We start from the raw sequence: 23,180 nt of genomic DNA on the forward strand, positions 1-23,180 counted from the left end.
AAGATCCGTTTGTAGGAATTCCTACAAACGGATCCAACCGTAAACTTCGAAATTAATCTAAAACATATGGTGCAGGGCAAGAGAGTTCTTATCTTTTGCGGATCGCAATCATCGCAATATCATCAGAAAGATTAGAAAATCCTGTAGCACTTAGATCTTGCTGAGTATGAGATTCCACATCCGTAACGATCGTCTTGATCAATTCTTCCGGACGCTTTTCTCCGTTTGCATGCAAAAGTTTCGCAAGCCTTTCTCTAGTATACATTTCCGAGTTAGGACTTCTAGCTTCGTCCAAACCGTCCGTATATTCAAAGAAAATATCTCCTGAGTCCAAAGTTAATACTCTTCTCTCAATCGTAGTTTCGAAGAAAGAATTTTCATCCATACCGATAGGTAAACCTCCAGCTGGAAGTTCTTTGATCTTTCCATCGGAAGCATCGAAGAATAAAGGTTTAACGTGACCCGCGGAAATATATTCCAATCTGGAAGTATTCGAATCGAAGATCGCCAAGAAGAACGTGATAAAAATATGATCTGGAGTATCCTGATACTGATAAGCATTCGCCTCGAGTAAGATCTTTTTCAGATCTCTTTCACCTTTTCGAAGAATTGCTTGGATCTGAGCTCTAAAAAGAGCCATCACAATCGCGGGGCCAACACCATGGTTGGAAACATCGCCGATACAGATCGCGATCTTTCCTCCGCCTAATTCAATAAAATCGTAATAGTCCCCGCCCACTCCTGTCATAGCCTTATAGAATGCACCAAATTCAACATAGTCATTCAAACTAGAAGGTAGTTTTTCGGGAAGAAGTCGTTTCTGGATCTCTTCTGCTGCCAGAAGTTCTCCTTTCATTTCTTCTCTTTCCTTTAAACCGTGAACCATGTCGTTCAATGATTCACTTAATATACCGATCTCGTCATAGCCTGCAGGAGGAAATTCAACATTCAAGTTACCATCTCCAATCGATTCAGCGTTTTTACTAATAATTCGGATCCTACGGACCACAAACCAAGCCAAACCATAAGCCAAAAGGATCGCTATTGTCCCAATGATCCCAGTATACCGGATCATCTCTTCCCTGTTGGACTTCATTTGACGAACACCTTCGGTCCTATCTATTAGAATAATATTATATCCTAATAAGTCTTTGCGGAGAAGGTCATAAACAAGTCCTTTGCCTTCCTCTTCGCCCGGAGCCACAAGAGGGGTAGAATCTAAGGCCCACATTACTTCTTCAGCCTCACTTCTGCTTCGGACCAGAATTCCGGAATCCCAAGCGATTCCCCTCGGAGTTTTAGGAAGTTCAGTTTCAGAATTTCCAGAAAGTATCCATTCTCTCAAAAGTTTCCATTTAATCTTAACGGACTTTCTTTCGTTTTCGTCTTTATAATATCTTCTGATGCCGGCAGGTCCTGTTTTGAAAGGAATAAATGTGAAATCTTCTAACGCAGCTTCTCTCAAACCGAAAAATGCGTCTTCTGCCTTACGCTCGTAGGAATTCCCCCAATCACCCTTAGTAGATTCCAAGCGAATTAAAGAATCTTTATATTCTTCTTCCTGAGACTCTAATACTCGGATCTTCTCTTGGATCTCTTCTGGAGAAACTTTATTCTCTCCTTCTTTAGGAGGAAATTTCAGCAACTTCTCCCATTCTAAAATTTCCTTGGAAGTACTTGCGATCTTATCTTTTAGAGATTTATGATCATCATCCCATTTTTTTTCATTCTTCTCGAAAACGGAACCGTAAGGTTGTAGTTGCTCTAACTTAGTGTCTCGTTTTTTGAGCATCTGTCTATAAGCCAAAGCCAGATTTTTGAATTCTTTATCAGAAGAAGGTTTAGCTTTTCCGTCTTTGCGGAGCTCCGACATTCTGGCCTTCAGTCTCTGAGATATCTCAGCGATTTCCGTAGAAATTTTTCTATCTTCTTCTAGATACTTTGCCCAATCCTTAGGATTTTCCGCGATCTCTTCTGCCATAGATCTGGATCTTTCTGCAGTGCTTGGATTTCTAAAAACAGGACGATACACTACTTCGTATTGTCTTCCACCTACTTCATAACTTTCAGGTTCAGATTTATTTTGAATAACTTCCAAAACATCCGTATCTCCAAAAAGGCCTTTACGACTTTCTGTAAAATCAGACTGAACAAGCAATTTTTTTCCGGTCTCTGAACTTTGAGAGAATAACAAACCTGTATCTAAGGTTTCCTTTCCTACTCTATCATAAGCTAAGATTCTAATTTTATCCGGGAGAAGTCCTAAAGAAGAAATTCTATCTTTAAAGGAACCTCTGAAAAAATTCTGAAGAGCCTTTGTTAAAGCAGTTTCCCCTGATGCAGCCTTCTTTTCTCCATCTGGGATCGCTTTCTCAGCAAGTTTTCTCTCCTTCTCCAATTTATCTTTATCCGACAGATACGTTTTTTTCTTTTTAGGATCTAAGTCCGCTTTTGCTAATTCTGTATCTAAAAACTTAACTTCTTCCGTGATCTCTTCTATTCTGGTCTTAGAAGTTTCTGCACTGATCCTGGCAAGTGCTGTTCTTTCCGCAATCGCTCGGATCCTTTCGTAAACAGGAGCGTCAATCGGTGCTCCATTCTCTTTTCTTAATTCGTTACGGACTTTCGATTCAAACTCTTGGATTTCTTTTTCGGAAAGGTATCTTGTAAAATAAGTATCTACAGATTTATAAACATTCCCTCTTTTAACGTTCAGACCAATGGATTGACCGAATGCCTTTAATGCACCGAAAAGCCCACCTTCCTTCTGGACAACTGTCCTTTTGAACTTACTGAGCTGTTTTTTCTTCTCTTTTACCCTGACCTTGAATTCTTCGATCAGGATCATACTTCTGCTCAGGTTTTCTAGATCCAAAACGACAGAGTTCACATATTCCAAAGGTGCCTTTAACTCTGACTCAAGCTTCTCTTCCAAAGCCTTTGTCTGTTGGGAATAATGGATTATAGAAGTAAAACCTAATATAGAGATGACCAATGCGGCCGTGAAAAAGGAAAGTTTTGCCCGAATACCTGGCAGAACCGCTCTAAGGATTTTGTTTTTAATCATCTTGTTATCTCGTATGGATCAAAGTGAGTTTATTGCGCGGAGGATTTTTGAGGCGTTGGTAACGTACGACCATTATCTTTTTAATGGAACGTAATCCGAAACCTCCATCAGCACCGCTATCGTATAATTCCTTCCAGGTTTCGCTTTTTTCTTTAGTAGGATCGAAAGGGACGCCTTGGTCCAGGATAGAAAACTTCCAGCTTCCCTTATTCTTTTTCATTCTTAATTCAATCTTAGATGAGTCAGGCTCCGTAAATCCATGCTCTATTACGTTAGTCATAGCTTCATCTAGGCAGAATACAATCCGGCCCTTGACTATATCAGAACAGTCTTCTCCTAAAAATTCGCGGACCACTCCTCGAATTTTAGAAAGTTCGTCCAGATCGACGGAGTAATATAGGATTTTTTCCGGAGAGAAATCCATGAGAGGATTTAAACTCCGCCTAACGCATCATTCAAAGAAGGAAATACTCTCACCTTTTTGGTGAAGTACATGAGTTCCATCGTATCCTTTACTTCTTTTTTAAGGCTGCAGAATACGATCTCGCCAGATTTTTCCTTCAAAAATTTTTGGATGGAGTTTAGAACACCGATCCCAGCAGAAGCAATGTAAGTAAGAGCGGAACAATCACAAATAATTGTTTTGATCCCGTTCCCTACTGCAGCTTCTAATTTAATTTTCAGATCCGGAGCAGTTTTAGCATCAATCTCGCCTGCGACTGTGAGGATCAATTTGCTTCCGTCCACTTTTTCGTTAAATGTAAGGTTCGCCATTTACACACCCTTCCTTAATTCTTTCATTAAATCCTTTGCTTGGATGATTCCATATAATTTTCTTTCTAAAGAGTCTATTTCGTAGTAATACTTTGTATTCGGATCTCCTTCGAAAATGTGAGCATATTTCCGAATACCTTGGATCGCTTTTTTAGCGTTCCCTTCTAATATACCCTTTGTTATAGAAAAGTAAAGTTCGATTGCAAGAGAATCTCTCAAAGTTTCTTTAAATCCAGCTTCACGTTTTCCTAATGCGTCCAAAAGATTCTCAACTTCTTGCTCGCTGTAAGTCTCCGAATCGCTATAATTAATTATATATCTGGAAAGTAATTTTTTGCAACGGACCAGATTATTAACCTTTGCAGCCGAAAGGATCTGTTGATACAAAGTGTGAACTTCCGTATCCAAATATACTTTCTGCCTGGTCCCATCCAATTTAACCGGCTCAAAGGCGGATTTTAATTCTTCTTTGGAAAAGTTCTTAATGGAATCTTCGAAAAGTTTTTCGTTATTGCTGCTTGTTACTTTCTCGAATTCTTTTAAAGGTTTTTCTAATACAGCAACGAACTCCAAAGCTTCCGGAGAAACAGCGATACTCCCTGTTTCTTGTATCCTCTCCAAAAAGAAAATACAAGAGTCACCTAAAGCAGAAAGACTTTCTATAATTGCCTGAGAGATCAAACGTTTGCATTGATGAGGAATAGTATGCAGATATGATGGATTATTAGAATCCTCTTGGATCTTATCTATCATCTTGCTTGCAGCAAGTGCAGAATGGGATTTTTCTTTTTCCCAACCCGCATAGATAAACGGATCGTATAGATATTTTTTAAAATGCTTTTTGCCGGACATAGCAAGAAGTCGGATAATTTTTACAAGTTCTTGTGCGAGATCCGAAGGGATCGATGTTCTTTTTTCGGCCATATTCCCAGGTCAGAATCATTTTATAAGGTCATAAAAAAGCATAGCAAATTCCGAAATTCGAATAGATTCCCGTAAAAAGTAATAGGACATAAAACAGATTTCAGAATTGTAATATTAGGTTTTGGGGCGACTCCTCACTTTCTCATTTCTTTTCGAATCTTTTCATCCAATCAAAAAAGTCCGCCTGCCATAAAGCCTGAGCCCCCAATTGACAATGTTCCGCTCCTCCGGATGCCCGATCATAGATTACTGAAGTAACACTTTTTGCATTCGTCAATTTACGTTTAAAATCTTCGACTTGTTTAAGTGGAATAAAATGATCCTCGGTCGCCGCAAAGATCAGAACGTCTTGGGTTATTTTCTCTGCAGAAGACTCCAAAGTGAAATTCCTAAAAGATTTCAAGGTTTCACCTGAGTTTGCGGTTTTCATAGTCCATTTTCCATTTTTTACTCCCCAAGAAAAACTTGGGGAAAAAGAAGATTTAATCTTAACAAGAAACTCAATTAGATTATTATAATTCTGTTTTTCCAACCAAAGTACGATTCCTGGAACTGTGCGTTCTGCTACTTCTCCGAAATCATATAAAACGTCGTAAGCAACCACTCCATCAATCCTCTTATCGAAAGCGGCTGCGCGAGGAGCAAGATATCCTCCCAAACTCATCCCGACCAAAACAGTTTTAGAAGGTTTTGGATGAGAAGCTAAGAAAGTATCTAATACCGCTTTCGTGGGTTTTTCCCATTCCGGAGTAAAACCTAAATTTTGTTTTCTTAAAACAGAACCTTGGCCTGGTCCTTCGTATGTAAGTACGCTAAATCCTCTTTCATAGGCAGCTCGTACAATGGTAAAATATAATTCTTCCAAAGTGGAATCAAAACCTCCAACAAAAACAATCAAAGGTTTTTTATCTGCACCTGCTGGCCCTGGATAATAAATTGCATTTAGATGGTGTTCGCCATAAGGAATATTGATCTTTTCATATTTTACTCCAAGACTATCCAAACCCTTATGAAAAGTTTCTACGGATTTATCGAAAGCGGACGGTCTTTTTTCATCATCAGGGTCTAAGAAAAATTCTGCGGTGCGTAAGTAATTATGTGCTCTTAAATATGCCTGACCCTTACTCATTGGATCTTCCGTCTTATTCGCTCTCTCTAATACTCGATTACCAGCATTCTCCCATCCATAGAACCAAGATTGAGGATCTCCTTCCTTGATATTCTTAACTGCCTCCAGAATTTCTCCGGTTTCCGCTCCATCACTGCGTGCATCGTTTAAGGCCCTTAAGGTTTGAAAATGATAAGCTTGGTCGTTAAAAAAGCGCCCCTTTTCAATTTTCCCGCAATCCAAAGCCAAAATTGCAAATACCGCCAAAATCAAAAAAGTGCTAAATTTGCCAATTAGATATCCCATTTCTATTCTCCAAAACATGAACTTTGTTCATATATATGACGAACCAAAAACAAAATGCAAATTAAAAATTTGAACATTGTTCATGTTTTACAAAAAATGGAAAATACGCTTGTTGGCAAACCGCGCAACCCAAAGCATTTTCAGAGATGGACCAAAAGAAAAAAATAGTCCGAAATCCAGTGCAAGATCGCTCCATTGCCCGAAAGGAAAACCTTATAGAGGCCGCCTATAAGCTCGTAAAACGTAATGGATACAATGAGACAGGAATACGGGACATAGTGGAAGAAGCAGGCGTTTCTATTGGAACATTCTACTCCTATTATAAAGATAAAAACGATATCGCATTGGAAGTGATCCGGAAATACAGCGAGGAATTTTACGGCAACCTTGCTACCGAAACTATCGAATCCCTCCCTGAAAACGCAGATATGACCCGGATCATTTTAGGAATTTTGACCAGAATGCGCAAATCGGCCCTGAAAAACAAAAAACTACATAAAGAATTTGCGATACTTTCTCTTTCAGATCAAACACTTGCAATTGCTGTAAAAAAAATAGAAAGAGAAAGGATCGGAACCGAAGTTTTCAAATTGTTTGAATACTTCGGCAAAAATCGGAACCTTAGATCTGATCCGGCGGCACTTTTAATTGCTCAAAGAGCGATGGATGATATCATAACGTATATGGTTCTACAAGGCTTCGATATTCCTGACGATAAGATCTTAGAAGAAACTGCACTTATGATCGGAAAATATTTAGAGATCTCTTAAGTTCTTAAATCGACTCCGTATCGGCCATTATCAAACCTAAGTCGATTCAATGCTGATTTTTATAACATCCGCCAGATTTCTGAATTCATCCACAATCTTTAGAATATCGAAATCTCTAGGCATCGCAATCGTAAGTTTAATCTGGGCACTTTTAGACTGGTAATCCTGCATAAAGGATTCGGAGACCAATCTTAACTTATTTCTTAATAATAATTCTTTAAACCCTTTTCGATGAAACTTTTTCTGTTTCAGGTCCAGGATCAAAACCTTATATTCGTATTTTCCAAAATACCTTTCTTCTACCAGATCAAATAAGACCAGAATGATCAGAGTAGCAACTGTGGTTAAAAATCCCGCATAGTATAGACCTGCACCCACAAGCAAACCAATTGCAGAAACAATCCAGATAGAAGCAGCGGTATTCAATCCTTTCACGGTCAATCCGAACTTCATGATTGCACCCGCACATAAAAACCCAACTCCGGAAACTACCTGAGCCGCAATTCTAGAGGGATCTCCTCCCACCACTGAATAAAATTCAGGAATAAAAATTGATAATAACATTAGAACAGTAGATGCAAGACCGATCAAAATATGCGTCCTGAAACCGGCTCCATGATTTTTGCCTTCTCTGTTCCAGCCTACTGCACCAGCAAAAATAATGATCAAGGCCACACGAATACTTACCGTGATGGTATCGATCGTTTTAGAATCCAGAATGGTTAGAAATTCCTGCATAAGCCAAGGAATGATCTAAGGTTTCAGTCGGTAAACTTCTTTTAAGAAATCTTGATCTCTACTTAACAATGCAGACATACGGATCTTATCCCATTTTAACGAATTAGCTTCCTTGTCCCAAACAATTCCTCCAGCTTCTTCCAATGCAAGGACTCCAGCAGCAAAATCCCAGATCTTGGCACCACTTAAGTTCATAAATAGATCAGTCTTGCCTTCTAATAATTCTAAAAATCCAGCACCTGTCGCAGCCAAAGCACGAGTTGCTAAAGTATTTTTACTAACGTTTGCGATCCAACGATAGTCCTCGTCTTGGAAAGTATTATTGATCTCAAGGGAAAGAACGGAACGATCTAGGCTTCCCCCCTTTTTCAAAAGGATCTTTCTATCATTGATAAAGGTTCCTTCCCCTCTTTGAGAGGTAAGATACGTATCTAATGCAGGAAAATAAATACATCCTACTTTGGGAGATCCATTTTCTATATAAGCTAAAATTACGCTGAACTCTTTGATCCCTCTGGAAAATAAAGTAGTCCCATCTAACTCATCACATACGATAAAAGTCCGAGGAAGAGGCTCTATATTATTTTGTTCTTCCATCACAAGCGGAATTCCTGGAAATTCCTTTTTTAGAATTTCTTCCAACACACGATGGGAATCTAAGTCGGCTTGAGTCAAAACTTGCATAGGATCTTTGAGATCAAATGCAGATTCTTTTCCGAATAATTTTAGGATCTCTGTTCCAGCAGATTTAGATGCAAATTTAAAAACAGAAAGGATTTTAGAAAGATCCATTGTCTTAAGTAAAAGACGAAACTTTATTGAGGATTCGGATTTTCGCTATCAGGATTAGGTGCCGGTTCAGAAGTTTCCATATCATCCAAGATAGAAGGACTTTTCGGTTTCTTCTTCTTAGTTTCTTTCTCTTCTTTAGGCATAGAAATGGTTCTAACTTGGATATATTTTCCAAACACCCAGCCTTGGACAGTTTCAGTAAATGCATCCTTATACTTGGTATTTACTAAAACTTTATAATAAAAGTCTTCAATCCTTTGGCCTTCAATCGGAATGATATAAGCTACTGAATGTTTGCTAATTACTTTTCCAACTTCTCCAGATTCCAGGTCGCGGATCTTAGGAGCTCCAACATAAGGTTCTCTTAAGAGAGGAGTATTATCGGAAATGATGGTCATATATTTTCCGACAGCTTTTAATTTATATAATCTTGCGCTAATCTCATTTACAATATTTTCCGAACCGGAGTTTGCATTCAAAATTCTTAATAATGCAAAGATCGCGAATGAATTTTTTTGTTCTGTCAAAGTATCCAGGATTTGGTTTCGAAGATTTGTTTTATCTTTAAAAGAATCTTCCAAAATTTTCATAGAAGTTCTGGTCTTATGCCTTCCCAAGGCTTCTACAGCTGCCTTTTGGAATTCTTCATCTTCTGAATTTAAATAATCTATAAATATACGAAGGTCTTCTGGAACTTGATAATATCCTAAACCTAAAAGAGTTGCTTTTACGATTTCCTTATCGTCTGACTTAAGACCTTTTTTTAAGAGAACTTCTCTTGCTCCAGGATCTAATGTTTTTCCCATTCCACGGAAAGAAGCTACTCTGATCTCTCTATCTGAAGATTTAGCACCTATATAAAAATAATCTAATGAACGTCTGGAACCGATATCCGCGAGTCCCTTGTATGCAGCCTGGCGCACCCATTCTCCGTCGCGATCGATCATCTTATGTAAAATATCAACGCCAGTTGGGCTCTTCAATCTTCCCAAAGCCAAAGCTGCTGCTGCTCTAACTCTCGGAATCGGATGTGTCAGTCCATACTGTTTTAAGCGAGGGTAATTATATGTGGCTTCCCCTTCAAAAACCTTCAATAAACCGGTTTTTAAAAGGTCATTATAACGTTTAGATTCAGGATCTAAAACCGGCTTTTTCGGTTTTTTCTTATCAGTTTGCTGTTCCTCAGAAGCAGAAGGATCCTCGGCGTCTGAGGAATTATTCCCTTCATCGGAAGTGTTGTTAGTATCTTCTGGAGTTTGAGCAAAAATTGGTGAAAACCAGACTCCAAAGGAGGCAATCAGTAATAAGCCTGGAAATAAAAATCTGAAATTCAATAGGGCAAACATTCTTTTAATCGAAAAGCAAGCTTTGGTCCAAGAAACATTTCCCTGTGCCAGCCTCTATTCTTTTTTTCGACCATCCGTTATCGGCCGTTTACCTTTTTTTAAGGCTAAATCCTCTATTGCAAGTAATGTAACCGTAAAAGTAATAATTTCTTTCCAAAACAGGATACAGATTTGCCATCTATACCTTTATATCTATAGAATTCGATCTTCTTACACTTTTTACGATTGGAACTGCTTGACTCTCTTTTTGAGAAATGGTACCGTCTAATTCTTAGAGAAGAGGCAAATTTATCAGTAAGCTCAGCGGAAACCTTTCCGGACTCAAGTCCAATCAGATCCAAAGACTCAAAAAACTCTCCGAGCGTAGAATTCGGGAAAACGTGATTATCACGCCCGAAGTTTCCAGAACACTCACAGAACTTTCCTTCGAAATCAGCAGACAAATCGGAATCCTAATTGATAGGAACGGATACGTAACTCACGTGATCGTGGGATCAGATAGTTCAATTGATATCCCTTGGCTGGATCGTATCAGAACATCCGAAGCCAGATTACGAGGTTTAAGACTAGTACATAGCCATCTCAAAGAAGAAAGTCTGAACCAAGAAGATCTTACTGACTTAGCTTTATTACGTTTAGATTATATAACTGCAGTTACCATGGATGAAAAGGGTCTTCCCAGATCCTATTACTCCGCACATGTAAATCCTGAAGACGAAGAGGGAGAACCTTGGACTGTTCTTTCTAAAAAAGTTCCAGGACAATTGGAAGAAGGTATACTGGACGAAATTCTGGACATCGAAAGCAGGATGACCAGATATCGCAAAAATCTAAAAGATGCTCAAAAAGAGAATAGAGCCTTTTTAGTAGGAGTATATCCTGAAAATAACAGAATACGTCCTCCTGCACAATCCATTAACGAATTGAAAGAACTCTGCAGAACCGCAGGAGTTCATGTAGTAGATTCATTCATCCAAAGAAAAAATCGTTTAGATCCTTCTACAGTATTAGGAAAAGGTAAACTAGAAGAGATCGTTCTAAAAGCGATCCAAAAGCAGGTTGAACTATTAGTATTTGATCTGGAACTTACACCTTCTCAAGCAAAGAAGATCTCAGACTATGCAGATCTAAAAGTTTTAGATAGAACCCAATTGATCTTGGATATTTTTGCAAGAAATGCAACAAGCAGAGATGGTAAACTGCAAGTAGAACTCGCACAATTAAAATATCTGAAAGGTAGACTTTCAGAGTTAGATGATAATATGTCCAGGCTCACCGGGGGAATCGGAGGAAGAGGACCAGGAGAGACAAAACTCGAGATCGGAAAACGTAGAGTAGAAGAAAGAATTTCCAGACTAGAACAAGAACTTAAGTCCTTGAAAAAACGAAGAGAGATCGCAAGAAGAAGACGTAAGAAGAACGAGATCCCAGTCTGCGGAATCGTAGGTTATACAAACGCAGGAAAATCTACCTTATTGAATGCGATGACAAATTCTACCGTACTATCCGAAGACAAGTTATTCGCAACATTAGATCCAACATCCAGAAGGATCCGCTTCCCAGAAGAAAGAGAGATCATTATCTCCGACACTGTGGGCTTTATCCATGATCTTCCCCCAGAACTATCCAATGCATTCAAAGCAACACTGGAAGAGTTAGGCGATTCTGATCTTTTGGTCCATGTGGTAGATGTTTCCAATCCTGAATTCAGACAACAGATGGAAGCAGTCGAAACTATATTAGAAGATTTGAATTTATCTGATATCCCAAGGATCTTAGTATTCAACAAAATAGACGGATTACCTGAAGAAGCACGGAATGAACTCCTCAGAGAAGCTGATCTGGACACAATCTATGTCTCAGCGATTACAGGTTTTGGATTAGAAACTCTATTAAACCGAATAGAAGAGAGAATGTACTCACAAGCAGAGGCAAAACTCTCTAGCACTAAACTTTGGGAAGAAGATGAAGAATTGGAAGAGGAAACGGAAAAAACCTACGTTTAACGCAGGTTTAAACGTTTTGAAGAAGGGGACTTTAAACTAGACCGGCTAATTTTTCTTGGTCTAAAGCCAATCGGATCACAGAATTGATATAAGTTTCCCTGTCCGATCTTCCGGTGATATAATCTTGATACACGGATTGCAAGAGCAAATAAAACATATTCTTTCGGCCCCTAAAAGAATGTTCGGACCGACTTACTCTTCTCATAAGCCTTTTTTAGGCCTTAGACTTTTTTCTTGCTCCTAGATCCGAACGGGGAAACCTGAATAAAGTGGCCATTCTTTCTGAAATACAGATACGAGAACTAAAGAATTCCCTAGAAAATTCCGGTCTACCCTACCGTGAAAATCAGGATTTGAGCGTTCATTGCTCCTTTAAGATCGGAGGAATATCTCCTCTAATAGTCGAGCCTGAAACCCAGGAACAAATCCTAGAAACTCTTTCTGTATTCAAAAAACTAGACCTGCCTTGGAAGATCTTAGGTGGTGGCACAAATATTCTAATCTCAGATCATCCAGATGATTTTGTGATCTTAAAACTTTCTGGTGGATTTAAAGAATATAAAGATATGGGAGAAGGTCTCTTCCAAGTAGGAGCTGCCACTAATACCACTCCAATCTTCCGCCAAATTTCCCAGAAAGGATATACTGGCGCAGAATTCCTAAGTACAATCCCAGGTTGGACAGGTGGAGCAGTCATCCAAAATGCAGGATGTTATGGAGGAGAACTTTTTGATCTTATCCAAGAAGTAGAATTCTTAAGAAACGGAGAAGTTCTTAAAAGAAAACCTACTGAAATAGAACACGGCTATCGATTTACAGAATTCTTAAAAAGGAAAGATTCCATTATTCTTTCCATTCTAATCCAATTAAAACCCGGAAACCTAGAAGAGATTGAAATATCTCTCAAAGAAAAAAGAGACAAACGAAATTCTTCTCAGCCTCAAAATAAAAAAAGCGCTGGTTCCATGTTTAAAAACCCAAAGGTATTCGACGAACAAGGAAAAGAGATCAAAGCTTGGCAATTCATAGACAAAGTAGGCCTAAGAGGTTTGCAAATAGGTGGAGCTCAGATCTCTCCGGAACATTGTAATTTTATAGTGAACACCGGAGGAGCAAAGGCCTCCGATGTATATGGACTTGTAAATACTGTCCAAGAAAAAGTGGAAAAAGAAACAGGTGTACTATTACAAAGAGAAGTGGAATACTTCGGTTCCATTCCTTAATTCCAGGAAAATCAAATGCCAGTAGTTCGAGATCCGGAAGATAAAAAAGAAAGAATACTCACCTCTGCCTTAAGGTTATTCACCGAAAAAGGTTTTGAAGGAACTCCTATACCTGATCTAGCCAAGGATGCAGGCATAGGCGCTGGAACCATATATAGATATTATAAAAACAAAGAAGAACTAGTAAACGAACTCTATCGTTTCTGGAAAAACAAACTGAGAGAAACTCTCGCAGAAAATTATCCTGAAAAAGCTAAATCCAAGGACTTATTCGTTCATTTATGGAAGGCACTTGCAACCTTCTACCACCGTTACCCGGATGCGTTTGAATTTTTAGAATTACACTATCATTCCCCTTATTTGGACCAAGCTAGCAAAAAGGCAACCGCTCAGACTATGGAGTTCATTTGTACATTCTTAGAACAAGCAAGAGCAAAGGGAGATATCAAATCCGACCTAGGTTCCATGGAACTCGTTTCCTTATGTTATGGAAGTTTTGTGGGAATGGTAAAGATGGCCAAGGGTGGCTATATCCAGCTTACCACTGAGACGTTACACGCTTCTGGTTTAACTCTTTGGAAAGCATTGGCAAAATAAAGAATTCTCTGTTCTAAAACTTGTTCTCCAAGGGACAAGAATCATCCCAAAATAGGTTTTTTCCGAAAACGGAAACAATATTCTAAATTATACAATCTTCAAATCCCAATTTATCTTTTCTCAAATAACATCTCTTTCTAGTATGCTTATATAATTGATCGATAGTTAGGAGAATTCGTTTGTCCCTAGTACCTTCTATAACTCTTCTGTGCTCAGCGATATTTTTTTATTATAAATCTGACAGACGAAAGCTCTCTTTAGCCTTCACTTCAATTGCTTCTTTAATGGCCTTGTGGTCAATATTGTTATTCTGTTTAGAATCGGGACTAAACCTTGAATATAAATTAGTCATAATGAATCTAATACCTATCCCTCCTCTTTTTATTCCATATCTAGTGAACTATATTATTCGAAATTATTCAAATCCAAATAACTTAACTCAGATCCCACGCCGCTTCGCAGTCGCCCATACCGTTGCAATTATTCTATTTTCGATATTTTTTGCTCTGGGGATAGAATCCCCTTTCTCCGTAAATGGATCTTCATTTTATTTTCACGGAGGTCGTATATATAATCTTTCTATATTATATATTTATTCTGCTCTTGCTTGGGGGATGGGTAGGATTATTTATAATATGTTCCAAGGAAATTATTTCGAAAAACTTCATTCTATTTATCTTTTTACAGGAATTCTATTTTCCTGTCTCTTCTCCATCGGATTTTTATTATTCAGTTCTTCCGACGAATTGATCCATAATTCGATTTTGGCCATTGGGTTAATCTTCTTCTTATGGTTCAGTTGGATACCTGTTACAAAATACAAATTATTTAATGTAGATATAGAGGACTTCGGGAAAGATCTAAGAAGTCCTAGAATTTCTTCGATTGTTATAACTGTTAACCGATATCTTTTAAATAAAATCGATCCAATCGGATATAAAGAAATCTGCGATAGATATGAAAAATTAAAAGCAGAAGAACTCAAACATATCCAAATGTCCGGCATTCAGCGCCTCTTATTAGGAAAGGTTTCACCCTCTGAATATTTAGCAGAGGCCTCAGAGAAGATAACAAAATTGTTTTTTAATTAGATCCACGCAAGAAAGCCTCACTTTTAATTAATCATACACTTTTTTTTCTAAGCTCAGTAATTGTTTATATGCTAGTTCATAAGAGGAGCGAGGTAAACTCAGAATGAGTGAGATTGCCGATCGTAAATCTTTGTTTTTCTTTTCTTGTAATAGCTTATGACACAAATTGATTATCAGTTCTTTATCAGTTAACTCCAATTTTAAGGCTAAATCAATAACCCTTTTCATTTGAATGTCTTCTTTTACTTTTTGGGACTTAACAAGATCAGTCACTATATCGCCAAAAATTGCCATCTGTTCTTCGGAGCTAGCTTGCCAGATCCCTTTGCCAGTCTTAACGTAAATTTTTGATATTCCTAGCTGAATTAAGAGCTCATTTAAGACTAATTCCTCTATTTTATCATCGTTTCTGGCCCATCTTTGAAACGTATGCTGGGTAATATTTACTTTTTCGACTGCTCCCTGTATTCCATATTGCTGCACTGCATATAACAGCCGTTTACCTTCAGATCCTTGGGCCCGAGAGGGTTTTAATGTTTCAGGGTCCTTAACTTTCTTCATTTTTGAACCTTAGATAAAAAGTACATTTTGTACTTTTTTTTACTTGATTACGTGTATTTTGTACCTTTTATGGAACCAAGATAAATCCTGTCGTGCGAGCAAATTTTATTAATATTTATAACTACTGTCGCCAAATTTCAGTTAAGTTATCTATTTTTTGATTTGTTACTATAGGTTTAGAATGTCGGTTCCGGAAAACTAATGTTATAGATCCTCAGATTATTACAATCTTTGTTCCAAATAATTCAACCTGCAAAATTGAATTATTTATTATTTTTCAAAGAGTATAAATTCTGCATATTGTTAATTCGGTATTGCTAATGAATATTGGTAAATTATATATTTCCAATTATTCCATTAGTTAAACATTCAAATTTGCTAATAGTCCCATTCGCACCACTGGTTCTAAAAAGAAATTGAAAATGGTTACCCGGATGGAAAATAGTTCCCTGATAGAAACCCTAGGCATTTCCTCGGATCCAGAACATATACCTGATCAGGATCCCATACACGAAACAAATAACGAAACTCAACTACATAAGAAACCAGATGTATCCAAAGAAAGGATCGTTCGTTCAGCTCTTAAATTATTTGCGGAAAGAGGATTTTTCGAAACGAGGATCCCTGAAATTTCTGCTCATGCAAAAGTTGGAGTTGGAACATTGTATAGACATTTCCGAAATAAGGATCACCTGTTCAATGAAGCGTTTCGGATCTCTGTCCAAGAGTTTTCAGAATTTTTAGATAGATCTACATCTAAGAACTTATCTCCAAAAGAACAGTTTTTTGATTTTTGGAAAGGGTTAGGATTATTCTCTCAAGGCAAATTTGATCAGTTAATCATGATAGAAAGAAATCTAACTTCTTATATACTAGATGAAGAAAGTGCGAAAGATGCTCTAATATTAAAAGAAAAAATTTCAGAATACTTTGCACCAGCTGAGAATGATCAAAATTTGAGATTACTTTATCCTTCTCTTATACTTGGCTCCTTTACCGGGATTTTACGCTATCACCGGATCCAAGAAAATAACATAGACCCTTCTCTTTTGGAACAGTCCGCCGAAATGTTATGGGAAGGGTTTTCAAAAGTCGGGCAATCGCCATTAACTAAAAAGAAAGAAAAACAGATAAAAAAAGCCTGAAATCGGGAATGGGATGAGTTTTTTTGTCGGAGGTCTATCTCGGATAAGATAAGTAAAATAACTGTTAAAAACTTATTTACTAACTGGAAATAGATCGAAATATAAATTCGTCCCCTATAGCGATCTATCCCTTTAAGGGTGGACTTTATTATGCGAACTCGTTTTGCCCTTTTATTACTTGGATTTGAATTGTTATGCAAACCAATCGAAGTGCATAACCCGGCCATCCCATTTTCGGATGCTTGGTGGGAAACCACCTTTGTTCGTTGCATTTTGGGAGAATTAGATATTTGCCTTCCGGGACCGGCTATTAGTGGGAGCCTTACTGCAAAATTCGTAAGCAATAATTCAGGTGCTGTTAATTCTTCTGATCTTACTTGGAGGTCGGATACTGACGGAACTTATGATGTCCGGATAGACGCCGGTTCTTGTACAAGTGGATCAAGCCTAATTACTGGAACTGCTACGGCAAACACAGACAATTTAGCCTCAGTCAATGCAAGCTTCCTTCCTCTTGGCGCGAGCTATATCAGAGTCTGTGTTACTGATCCGGTAGAAAATATAACTGGGTCCGGGACTTTCAAGATCGTTCGGGATGATACTTATCCTACCCTGAGCACGAATCCAGTAGCCGGAGCTTATAATTCATCTCGAAATGTTTCTATTATTTGTTCGGACACTGGGGGAGCCGGTTGTGATAAGATCTCTTATGTTACTGACACTTCTACCCCAGATATTGATGGGGCAACTGGGACCATAAATGTAGGAACTCAATATTCTACTCCTATCAATGTCCCTGCAAATTCTACTACTTCATTTAAGTATGTTGCAAGAGATAAGGCGGGGAATGTAACCTCAGTTGATAGCGCCGATATATCAGTGGATACCGTGACTCCTACTATCTCGGCTACTAATCCGAGTAACAATGCGACTGGAGTAGCTCTTTCTCCAGGAGCAATCAGTTTAAGTTTTGCAGAACCTATGGACACATCTCTTACCATGTCCATGACTACAGAAATTTATAATGGAACATCTTGGGTAACTATTCCAAACAACAATACTATATTTGATTGGCAGGATTCCCAAACTTTAGTCATTACGATCAGTTGGACATACTTTCCAGAAGATTCGCAAATTCGTTGGACCATTCCTTCTAGTTCTTTGCAAGACTTAGCTGGCAATGGTGTCTCACAACAAGCCTCCTTTACTACTATAACCGGTGCCGCAATCACGGGAGCCCAGACATATTCCGGGCCAACTGCGCATGGAACTTATACAGCAGATATTACCACTACGGATACTTCTACAGGTTTAGTTTGGAAAACTTGTTGGGAAGGAAAAATGGGTGCCGGTTGCGCTTCCGGCTCTGCCACAAATTCTTCTTGGGCGGACGCATTAGACGGATGCTCCTACTTAAATTATATCCATGGCCCAGGGATAGGATATGCAGATCGAGAAAACTGGAGACTCCCTCGTGCAGAAGAATTATATTCTTTGGTAGAAGGAAGTGCTAATCCATACATAAACACGACTGCATTCCCGAATCCGGTATCTCCAGCAACTTGGACATCATCCCGAGGTGTCGCAGGCTCTCCATTGGAACAATTTGCTAGAACCGTTGTATTCGCGTACGGAATCTTAAATGAATTCGATAAGAGCCTAAGTTATGCAATTCACTGTGTAAGCGACTGATCTTACTTCGCTACTAAACTAGGATGATACCCTTCTGGAGTTTCATATCCCATAATATCTAATATCGTAGCCGCAACATTCGCAAGCCCAGGGTTTTGAAGATCTGTTCTCAATTTAATCTTGTTTTCAGGGTCCAAAACGCTGAAAGGAACCGGATTTAAGGTATGAGAAGTTTTAGGAACAGGTTTACCTTCTTTGTCCTTCTCTACATTTCCTTTTTTGTCTAGTTGATACATTTCATCTGCATTTCCGTGATCTGCACTCACTAACAGAACTACATTATTTTTTTTGCATGCTTCTGCAAGGCGAGCCATACATCCGTCCAGGAATTCCATTGCCTCGACTGTAGCTTTATAATTTCCAGTATGACCTACCATGTCACCGTTTGGAAAATTGATCCTATAGAAGTCTGAATGATTCTCTCCTAAAACTTTTTCAAGTTCCGCAGTGATAGCCTGCGCCTTCATCTCAGGAGTTTGATCGAAAGGAATTACATCAGAAGGAATTTCCTTATATTCTTCACTCTTGGAGTCAAACTTACCGGAACGATTTCCATTCCAGAAGAATGTTACGTGCCCATATTTTTGTGTTTCGGATAATGCGTATTGGTTAATCCCAGATTTAGCCATGTATTCACCCAAGGTACGATCAATCGCGGGTGGACTTACTAAAAAACGTTCAGGTAATTGCAAATCTCCGTCGTATTGCATCATCCCCGCGTAACATACTTCAGGAAAAATTCCTCTATCGAATTTGTCGAAATTTTTCTGAGTGAATGCTTGGGAGATCTCAATTGCTCTATCACCTCTGAAGTTTGTGAATACTACAGAGTCTCCACTTAGAATTTTCCCAACGGGTTTTCCTGATTCTTCTACTACAAAACTAGGAAGATATTGATCAATTACTGTAGGCTCTTCTTTTCTAAATGTTTCGATTGCCGTCTTTGCATCAGGGAAACTTCTGCCTTCTCCGTGGACGTGAATCTTCCATCCTCTTTCTACCATGGACCAGTCTGCTTCGTAACGATCCATGGTGATTGTCATTCTTCCTCCACCGGACGCGATCTTTATGTCAGCACCATTTGATCTGAGTGTGGTCAGCCATTCTTCGAAAGGATTCAAATATTCTAAAGCGGACTTTTCAGGCACATCCCTTCCGTCTAGAAGAATGTGCAATCTGATGCTTGGGACCTTGTCCTGTATTGCTGCTTGTATTAAAGACTTTGTATGATCTATATGTGCATGAACATTTCCGTCAGAAAACAAACCGATTAAATGAAGAGTGGAATTTTTAGTTTTTGTATTTTCTACAATTTCCTTCCAAGCTTTTCCTTCGAATAACAGTCCTTCGGCGATAGAGTTATTGACTAGCTTAGCGCCCTGATCGAAAATACGCCCGCAGCCTAAAACATTATGACCTACTTCTGAATTTCCCATATCCTCATCTGAAGGCATACCAACTGCGGTTCCATGTGCTTTTAATAGTATGGTAGGGGATTCTTTCCAAAGTTTATTAAGAAAAGGAAGATTGGCACCAGCGATTGCGTTCCCGAATTCGGGTCCTTTAGGAGTATAACCTACGCCGTCTAAAATTACGAATAATAGCTTTTTGGGAGAGAAGGGAGTCTTTTTCTTCAGTTGCATTCTATTCCAGGAAAGCTCTTCCCTATGCTTCGTCAAGAGGATTCATGTAGGGCCTTTGGCATACTTATTTCGGTTTATGCAGGTTTTATCGAAAAAGAAGTAGGATTTAGGTTTTTCGGTGGAAGCGTTTAGAATGCATTATATCATGGTTTTGAATATCCGGGAGGATACTCATATCTTCATGCGAATATCTTTCCGTAACTATATGCTAAATTTTTAATATTTAATTATTTATAGACAAAGATGAACGCAAAAGGCCCCAAACCCTTAGATCCGAACACAGGCAACGTAGCCGTTCCTAGCTTCTTAAAAGTTAAGAAGTTAAACGAAGTAGTGAGTTACTACATGAACGACAAGATAACTCACTCAGTTTACAAAGCCATTTCTGCTGCGACATCTTTTAAAAATGTAAAGAAGAGGCAATTATTCGAACCTCATCATAAAGTACCTGAAGTTGGAGAATTAGGTCCAAAGGACATAGACCTTCACTTAAAACGTCTGTTAGAAGACGGCACAATTTCTCAGCTAGCATACTTGATCAGCGATAGTGCAGAAAAACAACCAGAAGCACTTCCTTGTTATGCGTCCTTTCCGGAAGCAGAATCTTTAGATCTGAGCAGGATCTATCTTGAACTTCTGGATTATTCAGTATCTTCTCTTTTGAATTATCTAGACCGAAAAGAAGAAACAGGTAAAACCTTACTTTGGGAAAATTTGGAATCGGATCTAGAATGGGGAGCAAGGAAAGAATCTCCTTTTCCTCAGTTATTTTTGTATTTGAGACAAGCATTCCATAATGAACATTTTCGAATTGCTGCAAATCCAGAGTTTGTTAAAGATTTCTTATTTGAATTAGAAGACGATCTTCATAAAAAAGGAAGAGTAATAGATGTTCCAGGTTATGGATTATTCGGGATCAAAAATTCCAAAGAAGCAGTCCAAATCATGGATCATGTGGATGATTTTATTCAATCTAAAGGAACAAAACAATTACGTCATGTTCTGATAGAAGAATTTCAAAAGATCGCCATGGAAGAAAAATTATATTATTCTAATACTTCCAATCCTGAGACTACAAAGTTCAAAATAGAAAGAGCGGAAGCGTTTGCAAGAGCCCTGCCTGGCACTCCAAGCCCGGGAACTCCTGGAATGTTAAGTGTAGTTTTGATTCGTAGCCTTTCTGAACTCGCCGAAAAAGAACTTCATAAACAGTCCGCAGAAAGAGATCGAAATAAATTTCATGATATTAAAAGAAATCTTCTCTCCGAATCAGGTTCTTGGGAAAGGAAGGTTCTATTAGTTCCGGACAAAGAGTTTAAATCTTATCCAGAAGAATTAAAAAGAATGCTGATAGATGATCTGGAAATCGGTTATTCTACCTGGGAAACCAAGACCACGACTATACACGCATTCTTTCATAAAAATGCAAACAGCGTCAGACAGATCATCCTGAGTTTGGGAGCGGCCACAAATGTAGAAACCTGGAAAATTCTCTGCATCAGACAACTAGTAGAATCCAACGAACCTCAGATCAAATCAATATTCCGAGAACCTGATTTGGTCAAAGCTTACGGAAAAGTATTAAGAAAAGGTTATTTAGATTATTTCCCTTGGTATTATACCATCTTGGATCTGATCGGGATAGGAAGAATATTCCAAGACATGTTCTTTGCCCAAGCAAAAGAAAAAATAAAAGGCCAACAAAACCAACTCAAAGCCAGAAACCACGAGACTTCTAAAAAAGAAGAGCAGGCCAAAATACAGGAAAAGATCAAAGAAGAAGAAAAGATCCGCTCTGCAGAACAGAGAACTAAAATTTCTTCTGCAATGGATGAATTTTATTTTAGACGTGCCCTTCCACCTACTGCATCCGAGATCCAAGGAATTGTGGTAGAATTCCAAGCAGATCTATTTTACCAAATTCTGGATCGGGAAAAATTCGTTTTTATTCCTTGGGAAAAAGGAAAGGAAAGAATGGATCAGATCATTTGTTATCCTGCAAACGAATCGTTCAGGAACAAAGCTAGAGAATTACATCGTATTCTGTCCGAAAAAATGGAAGTCCTACAAAATAAAGTCAGGACGGCAGAGGAAGAAGATAGCAGAACTAGGATCTCAAAAGTAATTAAACATGTAGATGAATGGTTTGCTTCTTACAAATCTTCTGCAGACAAATCAACCCCTCAAAAAGGAAAAGTCGAATCTGACGATCCGTATGAGTCTTTCCGAAAGGAAATTGATAAATTAAGGAAAGTGGATAAACCTTAAAAAAATTTATTTTTTCCTAAAAATGTGAGCAAAAACTCGCAATTTAGTCTGTAATTCCTCATAAGAAATCACCCGACCAGGAACTATGAATTCGCATCCAAAGATCCTTTTCAGACTTATCCCGATCGTATCGCTATTTTCCCTATTCTCTTTTTGCAATCAGGCAAACCCGATCAATTTGGACGGCAGCAGCAGTGCTGCCGGCGTTCTTTTAAACGTTGTTTTACCGAATATTATCGGAGCTGAGGTAGTTCCCGAAGGTCTTCCAGAACTTTCTTCTAACACTATGTTTGATGCTGGAGACACTTATATAGATTTAAATTTTTCTGAAACAAGTGCAGTGGATGAAAACTTTAGTATGGTGATTGAATCTTATACCACGACGTATGAACCTCATTTTATAGGATACAATACATTCACTCTTCCGGCAAATACAATCACGCATTCTATCGGTTTTTCTTTAGAAGCAGATGATGACAACTGTTTAGATAATGCGGCAAGTAAGTTCAGTTTCAGAATTACGAAAGGTTCTACAGGAGATACCTTCGTATATAATGTAAATGTAAAGGATGGAGATTATTGTATTTTCGAATCTTCTGCCAAGACTCTGGCTCAATTAGGTGGACTAGGTGCAATGGATAATCATTGTAAAAACTTAGCCAGCTCAAAAGGACTTCCTAGAAACCCGGCTTATTATAAAGCAATGGTTGGTGCTCTTTCTGCTACTCTTGGAGATAGAAATCCTGGAGAATCATTATCTTCTACTTCCTTCTTCAGAAACAATAAAAGATATGTTCGCAAGCAAGGGAACGGAACTTGGGTAAAAACTTTTTCTATCTATGGCGCTTGGCCTCCAAGTTCAGATTTTGAGAATCCATTGATCGATTCAGGACAATATTGGACCGGAATGCATTCAGGTTGGGGCAGAATGGACAGTAATACCTGTCTGAATGGTTCCGAAAGTTGGACAAACTCAAGCAGTTCCTCAAGCGGAAACTTAGGCACTTCAAGCGTAGTGACCGGAGATGCTGCCTATATGACTCTTGCCAGTTGCGATTCTCCTATGGCTTTGCCGTTTATTTGTGTTTATTCCCCGGATTAAACCAAAAAATCGTTCAATTTTTTTCCT

20 protein-coding genes are annotated in these 23,180 nt (G+C 38.5%); 9 read left to right on the forward strand and 11 right to left on the reverse strand.

Annotated features, from left to right (window positions below; genetic code table 11):
- Positions 1-88: 88 nt before the first annotated feature.
- The 5 genes from CH362_RS00130 to CH362_RS00150 form a co-directional block, all read right to left on the reverse strand.
- Positions 89-3,067, reverse strand: coding sequence for a PP2C family protein-serine/threonine phosphatase (locus CH362_RS00130; protein ID WP_100708352.1), 2,979 nt, complete (start codon positions 3,065-3,067; stop codon positions 89-91).
- A gap of 4 nt (positions 3,068-3,071) precedes the next feature.
- Complete coding sequence (locus CH362_RS00135) at positions 3,072-3,491, reverse strand: ATP-binding protein (RefSeq protein WP_100708353.1); 420 nt, start codon at positions 3,489-3,491, stop codon at positions 3,072-3,074.
- 8 nt (positions 3,492-3,499) lie between these two features.
- Complete coding sequence (locus CH362_RS00140) at positions 3,500-3,841, reverse strand: STAS domain-containing protein (RefSeq protein WP_086447289.1); 342 nt, start codon at positions 3,839-3,841, stop codon at positions 3,500-3,502.
- Positions 3,842-4,765 carry a hypothetical protein gene (locus CH362_RS00145; protein WP_100708354.1) on the reverse strand — a complete coding sequence of 308 codons (924 nt, stop codon included), beginning with the start codon at positions 4,763-4,765 and terminating at the stop codon, positions 3,842-3,844.
- 142 nt (positions 4,766-4,907) lie between these two features.
- Entirely contained in the window at positions 4,908-6,179 is a 1,272-nt protein-coding gene (locus CH362_RS00150) for an alpha/beta hydrolase family protein (RefSeq protein WP_100708355.1), read from the reverse strand.
- 146 nt (positions 6,180-6,325) lie between these two features.
- Here CH362_RS00150 and CH362_RS00155 point away from each other — a divergent pair, with 146 nt between their 5' ends.
- Positions 6,326-6,949 (forward strand): TetR/AcrR family transcriptional regulator, encoded by a 624-nt coding sequence (locus tag CH362_RS00155; RefSeq protein ID WP_100708356.1) that lies wholly within the window; start codon positions 6,326-6,328, stop codon positions 6,947-6,949.
- A 36-nt stretch (positions 6,950-6,985) separates the two neighbouring features.
- Here the strand turns inward: CH362_RS00155 and CH362_RS00160 are convergent, their stop codons facing one another.
- Genes CH362_RS00160 through CH362_RS00170 form a run of 3 tightly spaced genes read right to left on the reverse strand, consistent with a single transcriptional unit; the run spans position 6,986 to position 9,825 of the window.
- Positions 6,986-7,687, reverse strand: a complete 702-nt coding sequence (locus tag CH362_RS00160; protein WP_100708357.1) for an MgtC/SapB family protein — start codon at positions 7,685-7,687, stop codon at positions 6,986-6,988.
- 15 nt (positions 7,688-7,702) lie between these two features.
- Positions 7,703-8,479 carry an inositol monophosphatase family protein gene (locus CH362_RS00165; protein WP_100708358.1) on the reverse strand — a complete coding sequence of 259 codons (777 nt, stop codon included), beginning with the start codon at positions 8,477-8,479 and terminating at the stop codon, positions 7,703-7,705.
- 23 nt (positions 8,480-8,502) lie between these two features.
- Complete coding sequence (locus tag CH362_RS00170) at positions 8,503-9,825, reverse strand: HEAT repeat domain-containing protein (RefSeq protein ID WP_244280441.1); 1,323 nt, start codon at positions 9,823-9,825, stop codon at positions 8,503-8,505.
- 335 nt (positions 9,826-10,160) lie between these two features.
- Between CH362_RS00170 and hflX the strand changes: the two genes are divergently transcribed.
- Positions 10,161-11,831: a GTPase HflX gene (gene hflX / locus CH362_RS00180; protein ID WP_341865075.1), complete on the forward strand. Its 1,671-nt coding sequence runs from the start codon at positions 10,161-10,163 to the stop codon at positions 11,829-11,831.
- Between the two features lie 31 nt (positions 11,832-11,862).
- Here the strand turns inward: hflX and CH362_RS19465 are convergent, their stop codons facing one another.
- The gene (locus CH362_RS19465; RefSeq protein ID WP_020769644.1) at positions 11,863-11,988 is read right to left on the reverse strand and encodes a hypothetical protein; all 126 of its coding nucleotides are present in this window, start codon (positions 11,986-11,988) and stop codon (positions 11,863-11,865) included.
- A gap of 112 nt (positions 11,989-12,100) precedes the next feature.
- Here CH362_RS19465 and murB point away from each other — a divergent pair, with 112 nt between their 5' ends.
- From murB to CH362_RS00195, 3 genes are all read left to right on the forward strand, one after another.
- Entirely contained in the window at positions 12,101-13,054 is a 954-nt protein-coding gene (murB, locus tag CH362_RS00185; protein ID WP_100708361.1) for a UDP-N-acetylmuramate dehydrogenase, read from the forward strand.
- 15 nt (positions 13,055-13,069) lie between these two features.
- Positions 13,070-13,651, forward strand: a complete 582-nt coding sequence (locus tag CH362_RS00190) for a TetR/AcrR family transcriptional regulator (protein WP_100708362.1) — start codon at positions 13,070-13,072, stop codon at positions 13,649-13,651.
- Between the two features lie 179 nt (positions 13,652-13,830).
- The gene (locus CH362_RS00195) at positions 13,831-14,742 is read left to right on the forward strand and encodes a histidine kinase N-terminal 7TM domain-containing protein (protein ID WP_100708363.1); all 912 of its coding nucleotides are present in this window, start codon (positions 13,831-13,833) and stop codon (positions 14,740-14,742) included.
- A gap of 27 nt (positions 14,743-14,769) precedes the next feature.
- Here the strand turns inward: CH362_RS00195 and CH362_RS19330 are convergent, their stop codons facing one another.
- Positions 14,770-15,303 (reverse strand): hypothetical protein, encoded by a 534-nt coding sequence (locus CH362_RS19330; protein ID WP_244280442.1) that lies wholly within the window; start codon positions 15,301-15,303, stop codon positions 14,770-14,772.
- Positions 15,304-15,737: 434 nt separating this feature from the next.
- On the opposite strand from CH362_RS19330, the gene CH362_RS00205 reads away from it, so the two are divergent.
- Together CH362_RS00205 and CH362_RS00210 are read left to right on the forward strand one after the other, a co-directional pair.
- Positions 15,738-16,448, forward strand: coding sequence for a TetR/AcrR family transcriptional regulator (locus CH362_RS00205; protein ID WP_244280443.1), 711 nt, complete (start codon positions 15,738-15,740; stop codon positions 16,446-16,448).
- A 150-nt stretch (positions 16,449-16,598) separates the two neighbouring features.
- Positions 16,599-18,140 (forward strand): Lcl domain-containing protein, encoded by a 1,542-nt coding sequence (locus tag CH362_RS00210; protein ID WP_100708365.1) that lies wholly within the window; start codon positions 16,599-16,601, stop codon positions 18,138-18,140.
- A 2-nt stretch (positions 18,141-18,142) separates the two neighbouring features.
- Here the strand turns inward: CH362_RS00210 and gpmI are convergent, their stop codons facing one another.
- Positions 18,143-19,783, reverse strand: a complete 1,641-nt coding sequence (gene gpmI, locus CH362_RS00215; protein WP_100708366.1) for a 2,3-bisphosphoglycerate-independent phosphoglycerate mutase — start codon at positions 19,781-19,783, stop codon at positions 18,143-18,145.
- Positions 19,784-20,026: 243 nt separating this feature from the next.
- Between gpmI and CH362_RS00220 the strand changes: the two genes are divergently transcribed.
- Together CH362_RS00220 and CH362_RS00225 are read left to right on the forward strand one after the other, a co-directional pair.
- Positions 20,027-22,051, forward strand: coding sequence for a hypothetical protein (locus tag CH362_RS00220; RefSeq protein ID WP_100708367.1), 2,025 nt, complete (start codon positions 20,027-20,029; stop codon positions 22,049-22,051).
- 85 nt (positions 22,052-22,136) lie between these two features.
- Positions 22,137-23,153: a DUF1554 domain-containing protein gene (locus CH362_RS00225; RefSeq protein WP_100708368.1), complete on the forward strand. Its 1,017-nt coding sequence runs from the start codon at positions 22,137-22,139 to the stop codon at positions 23,151-23,153.
- Positions 23,154-23,180: the final 27 nt, after the last annotated feature.

The sequence above is a fragment of the Leptospira saintgironsiae genome (assembly GCF_002811765.1).
Taxonomy (GTDB): Bacteria; Spirochaetota; Leptospiria; order Leptospirales; family Leptospiraceae; genus Leptospira_B; species Leptospira_B saintgironsiae.

Bases quoted from the DNA above. Each gene is read 5' to 3' on its own strand.
- CH362_RS00210 (WP_100708365.1), top strand. From the start codon at position 16,599: ATGCGAACTCGTTTTGCCCTTTTATTACTTGGATTTGAATTGTTATGC.
- CH362_RS19330 (WP_244280442.1), bottom strand. From the start codon at position 15,303: ATGAAGAAAGTTAAGGACCCTGAAACATTAAAACCCTCTCGGGCCCAA.
- CH362_RS00170 (WP_244280441.1), bottom strand. From the start codon at position 9,825: ATGTTTGCCCTATTGAATTTCAGATTTTTATTTCCAGGCTTATTACTG.
- CH362_RS00150 (WP_100708355.1), bottom strand. From the start codon at position 6,179: ATGGGATATCTAATTGGCAAATTTAGCACTTTTTTGATTTTGGCGGTA.
- CH362_RS00160 (WP_100708357.1), bottom strand. From the start codon at position 7,687: ATGCAGGAATTTCTAACCATTCTGGATTCTAAAACGATCGATACCATC.
- CH362_RS00165 (WP_100708358.1), bottom strand. From the start codon at position 8,479: ATGGATCTTTCTAAAATCCTTTCTGTTTTTAAATTTGCATCTAAATCT.
- CH362_RS00135 (WP_100708353.1), bottom strand. From the start codon at position 3,491: ATGGATTTCTCTCCGGAAAAAATCCTATATTACTCCGTCGATCTGGAC.
- CH362_RS00205 (WP_244280443.1), top strand. From the start codon at position 15,738: ATGGAAAATAGTTCCCTGATAGAAACCCTAGGCATTTCCTCGGATCCA.
- CH362_RS00190 (WP_100708362.1), top strand. From the start codon at position 13,070: ATGCCAGTAGTTCGAGATCCGGAAGATAAAAAAGAAAGAATACTCACC.
- CH362_RS00225 (WP_100708368.1), top strand. From the start codon at position 22,137: ATGAATTCGCATCCAAAGATCCTTTTCAGACTTATCCCGATCGTATCG.
- CH362_RS00140 (WP_086447289.1), bottom strand. From the start codon at position 3,841: ATGGCGAACCTTACATTTAACGAAAAAGTGGACGGAAGCAAATTGATC.
- CH362_RS00130 (WP_100708352.1), bottom strand. From the start codon at position 3,067: ATGATTAAAAACAAAATCCTTAGAGCGGTTCTGCCAGGTATTCGGGCA.
- gpmI (WP_100708366.1), bottom strand. From the start codon at position 19,783: ATGCAACTGAAGAAAAAGACTCCCTTCTCTCCCAAAAAGCTATTATTC.
- CH362_RS00155 (WP_100708356.1), top strand. From the start codon at position 6,326: ATGGACCAAAAGAAAAAAATAGTCCGAAATCCAGTGCAAGATCGCTCC.
- CH362_RS19465 (WP_020769644.1), bottom strand. From the start codon at position 11,988: ATGTTTTATTTGCTCTTGCAATCCGTGTATCAAGATTATATCACCGGA.
- CH362_RS00145 (WP_100708354.1), bottom strand. From the start codon at position 4,765: ATGGCCGAAAAAAGAACATCGATCCCTTCGGATCTCGCACAAGAACTT.
- CH362_RS00220 (WP_100708367.1), top strand. From the start codon at position 20,027: ATGAACGCAAAAGGCCCCAAACCCTTAGATCCGAACACAGGCAACGTA.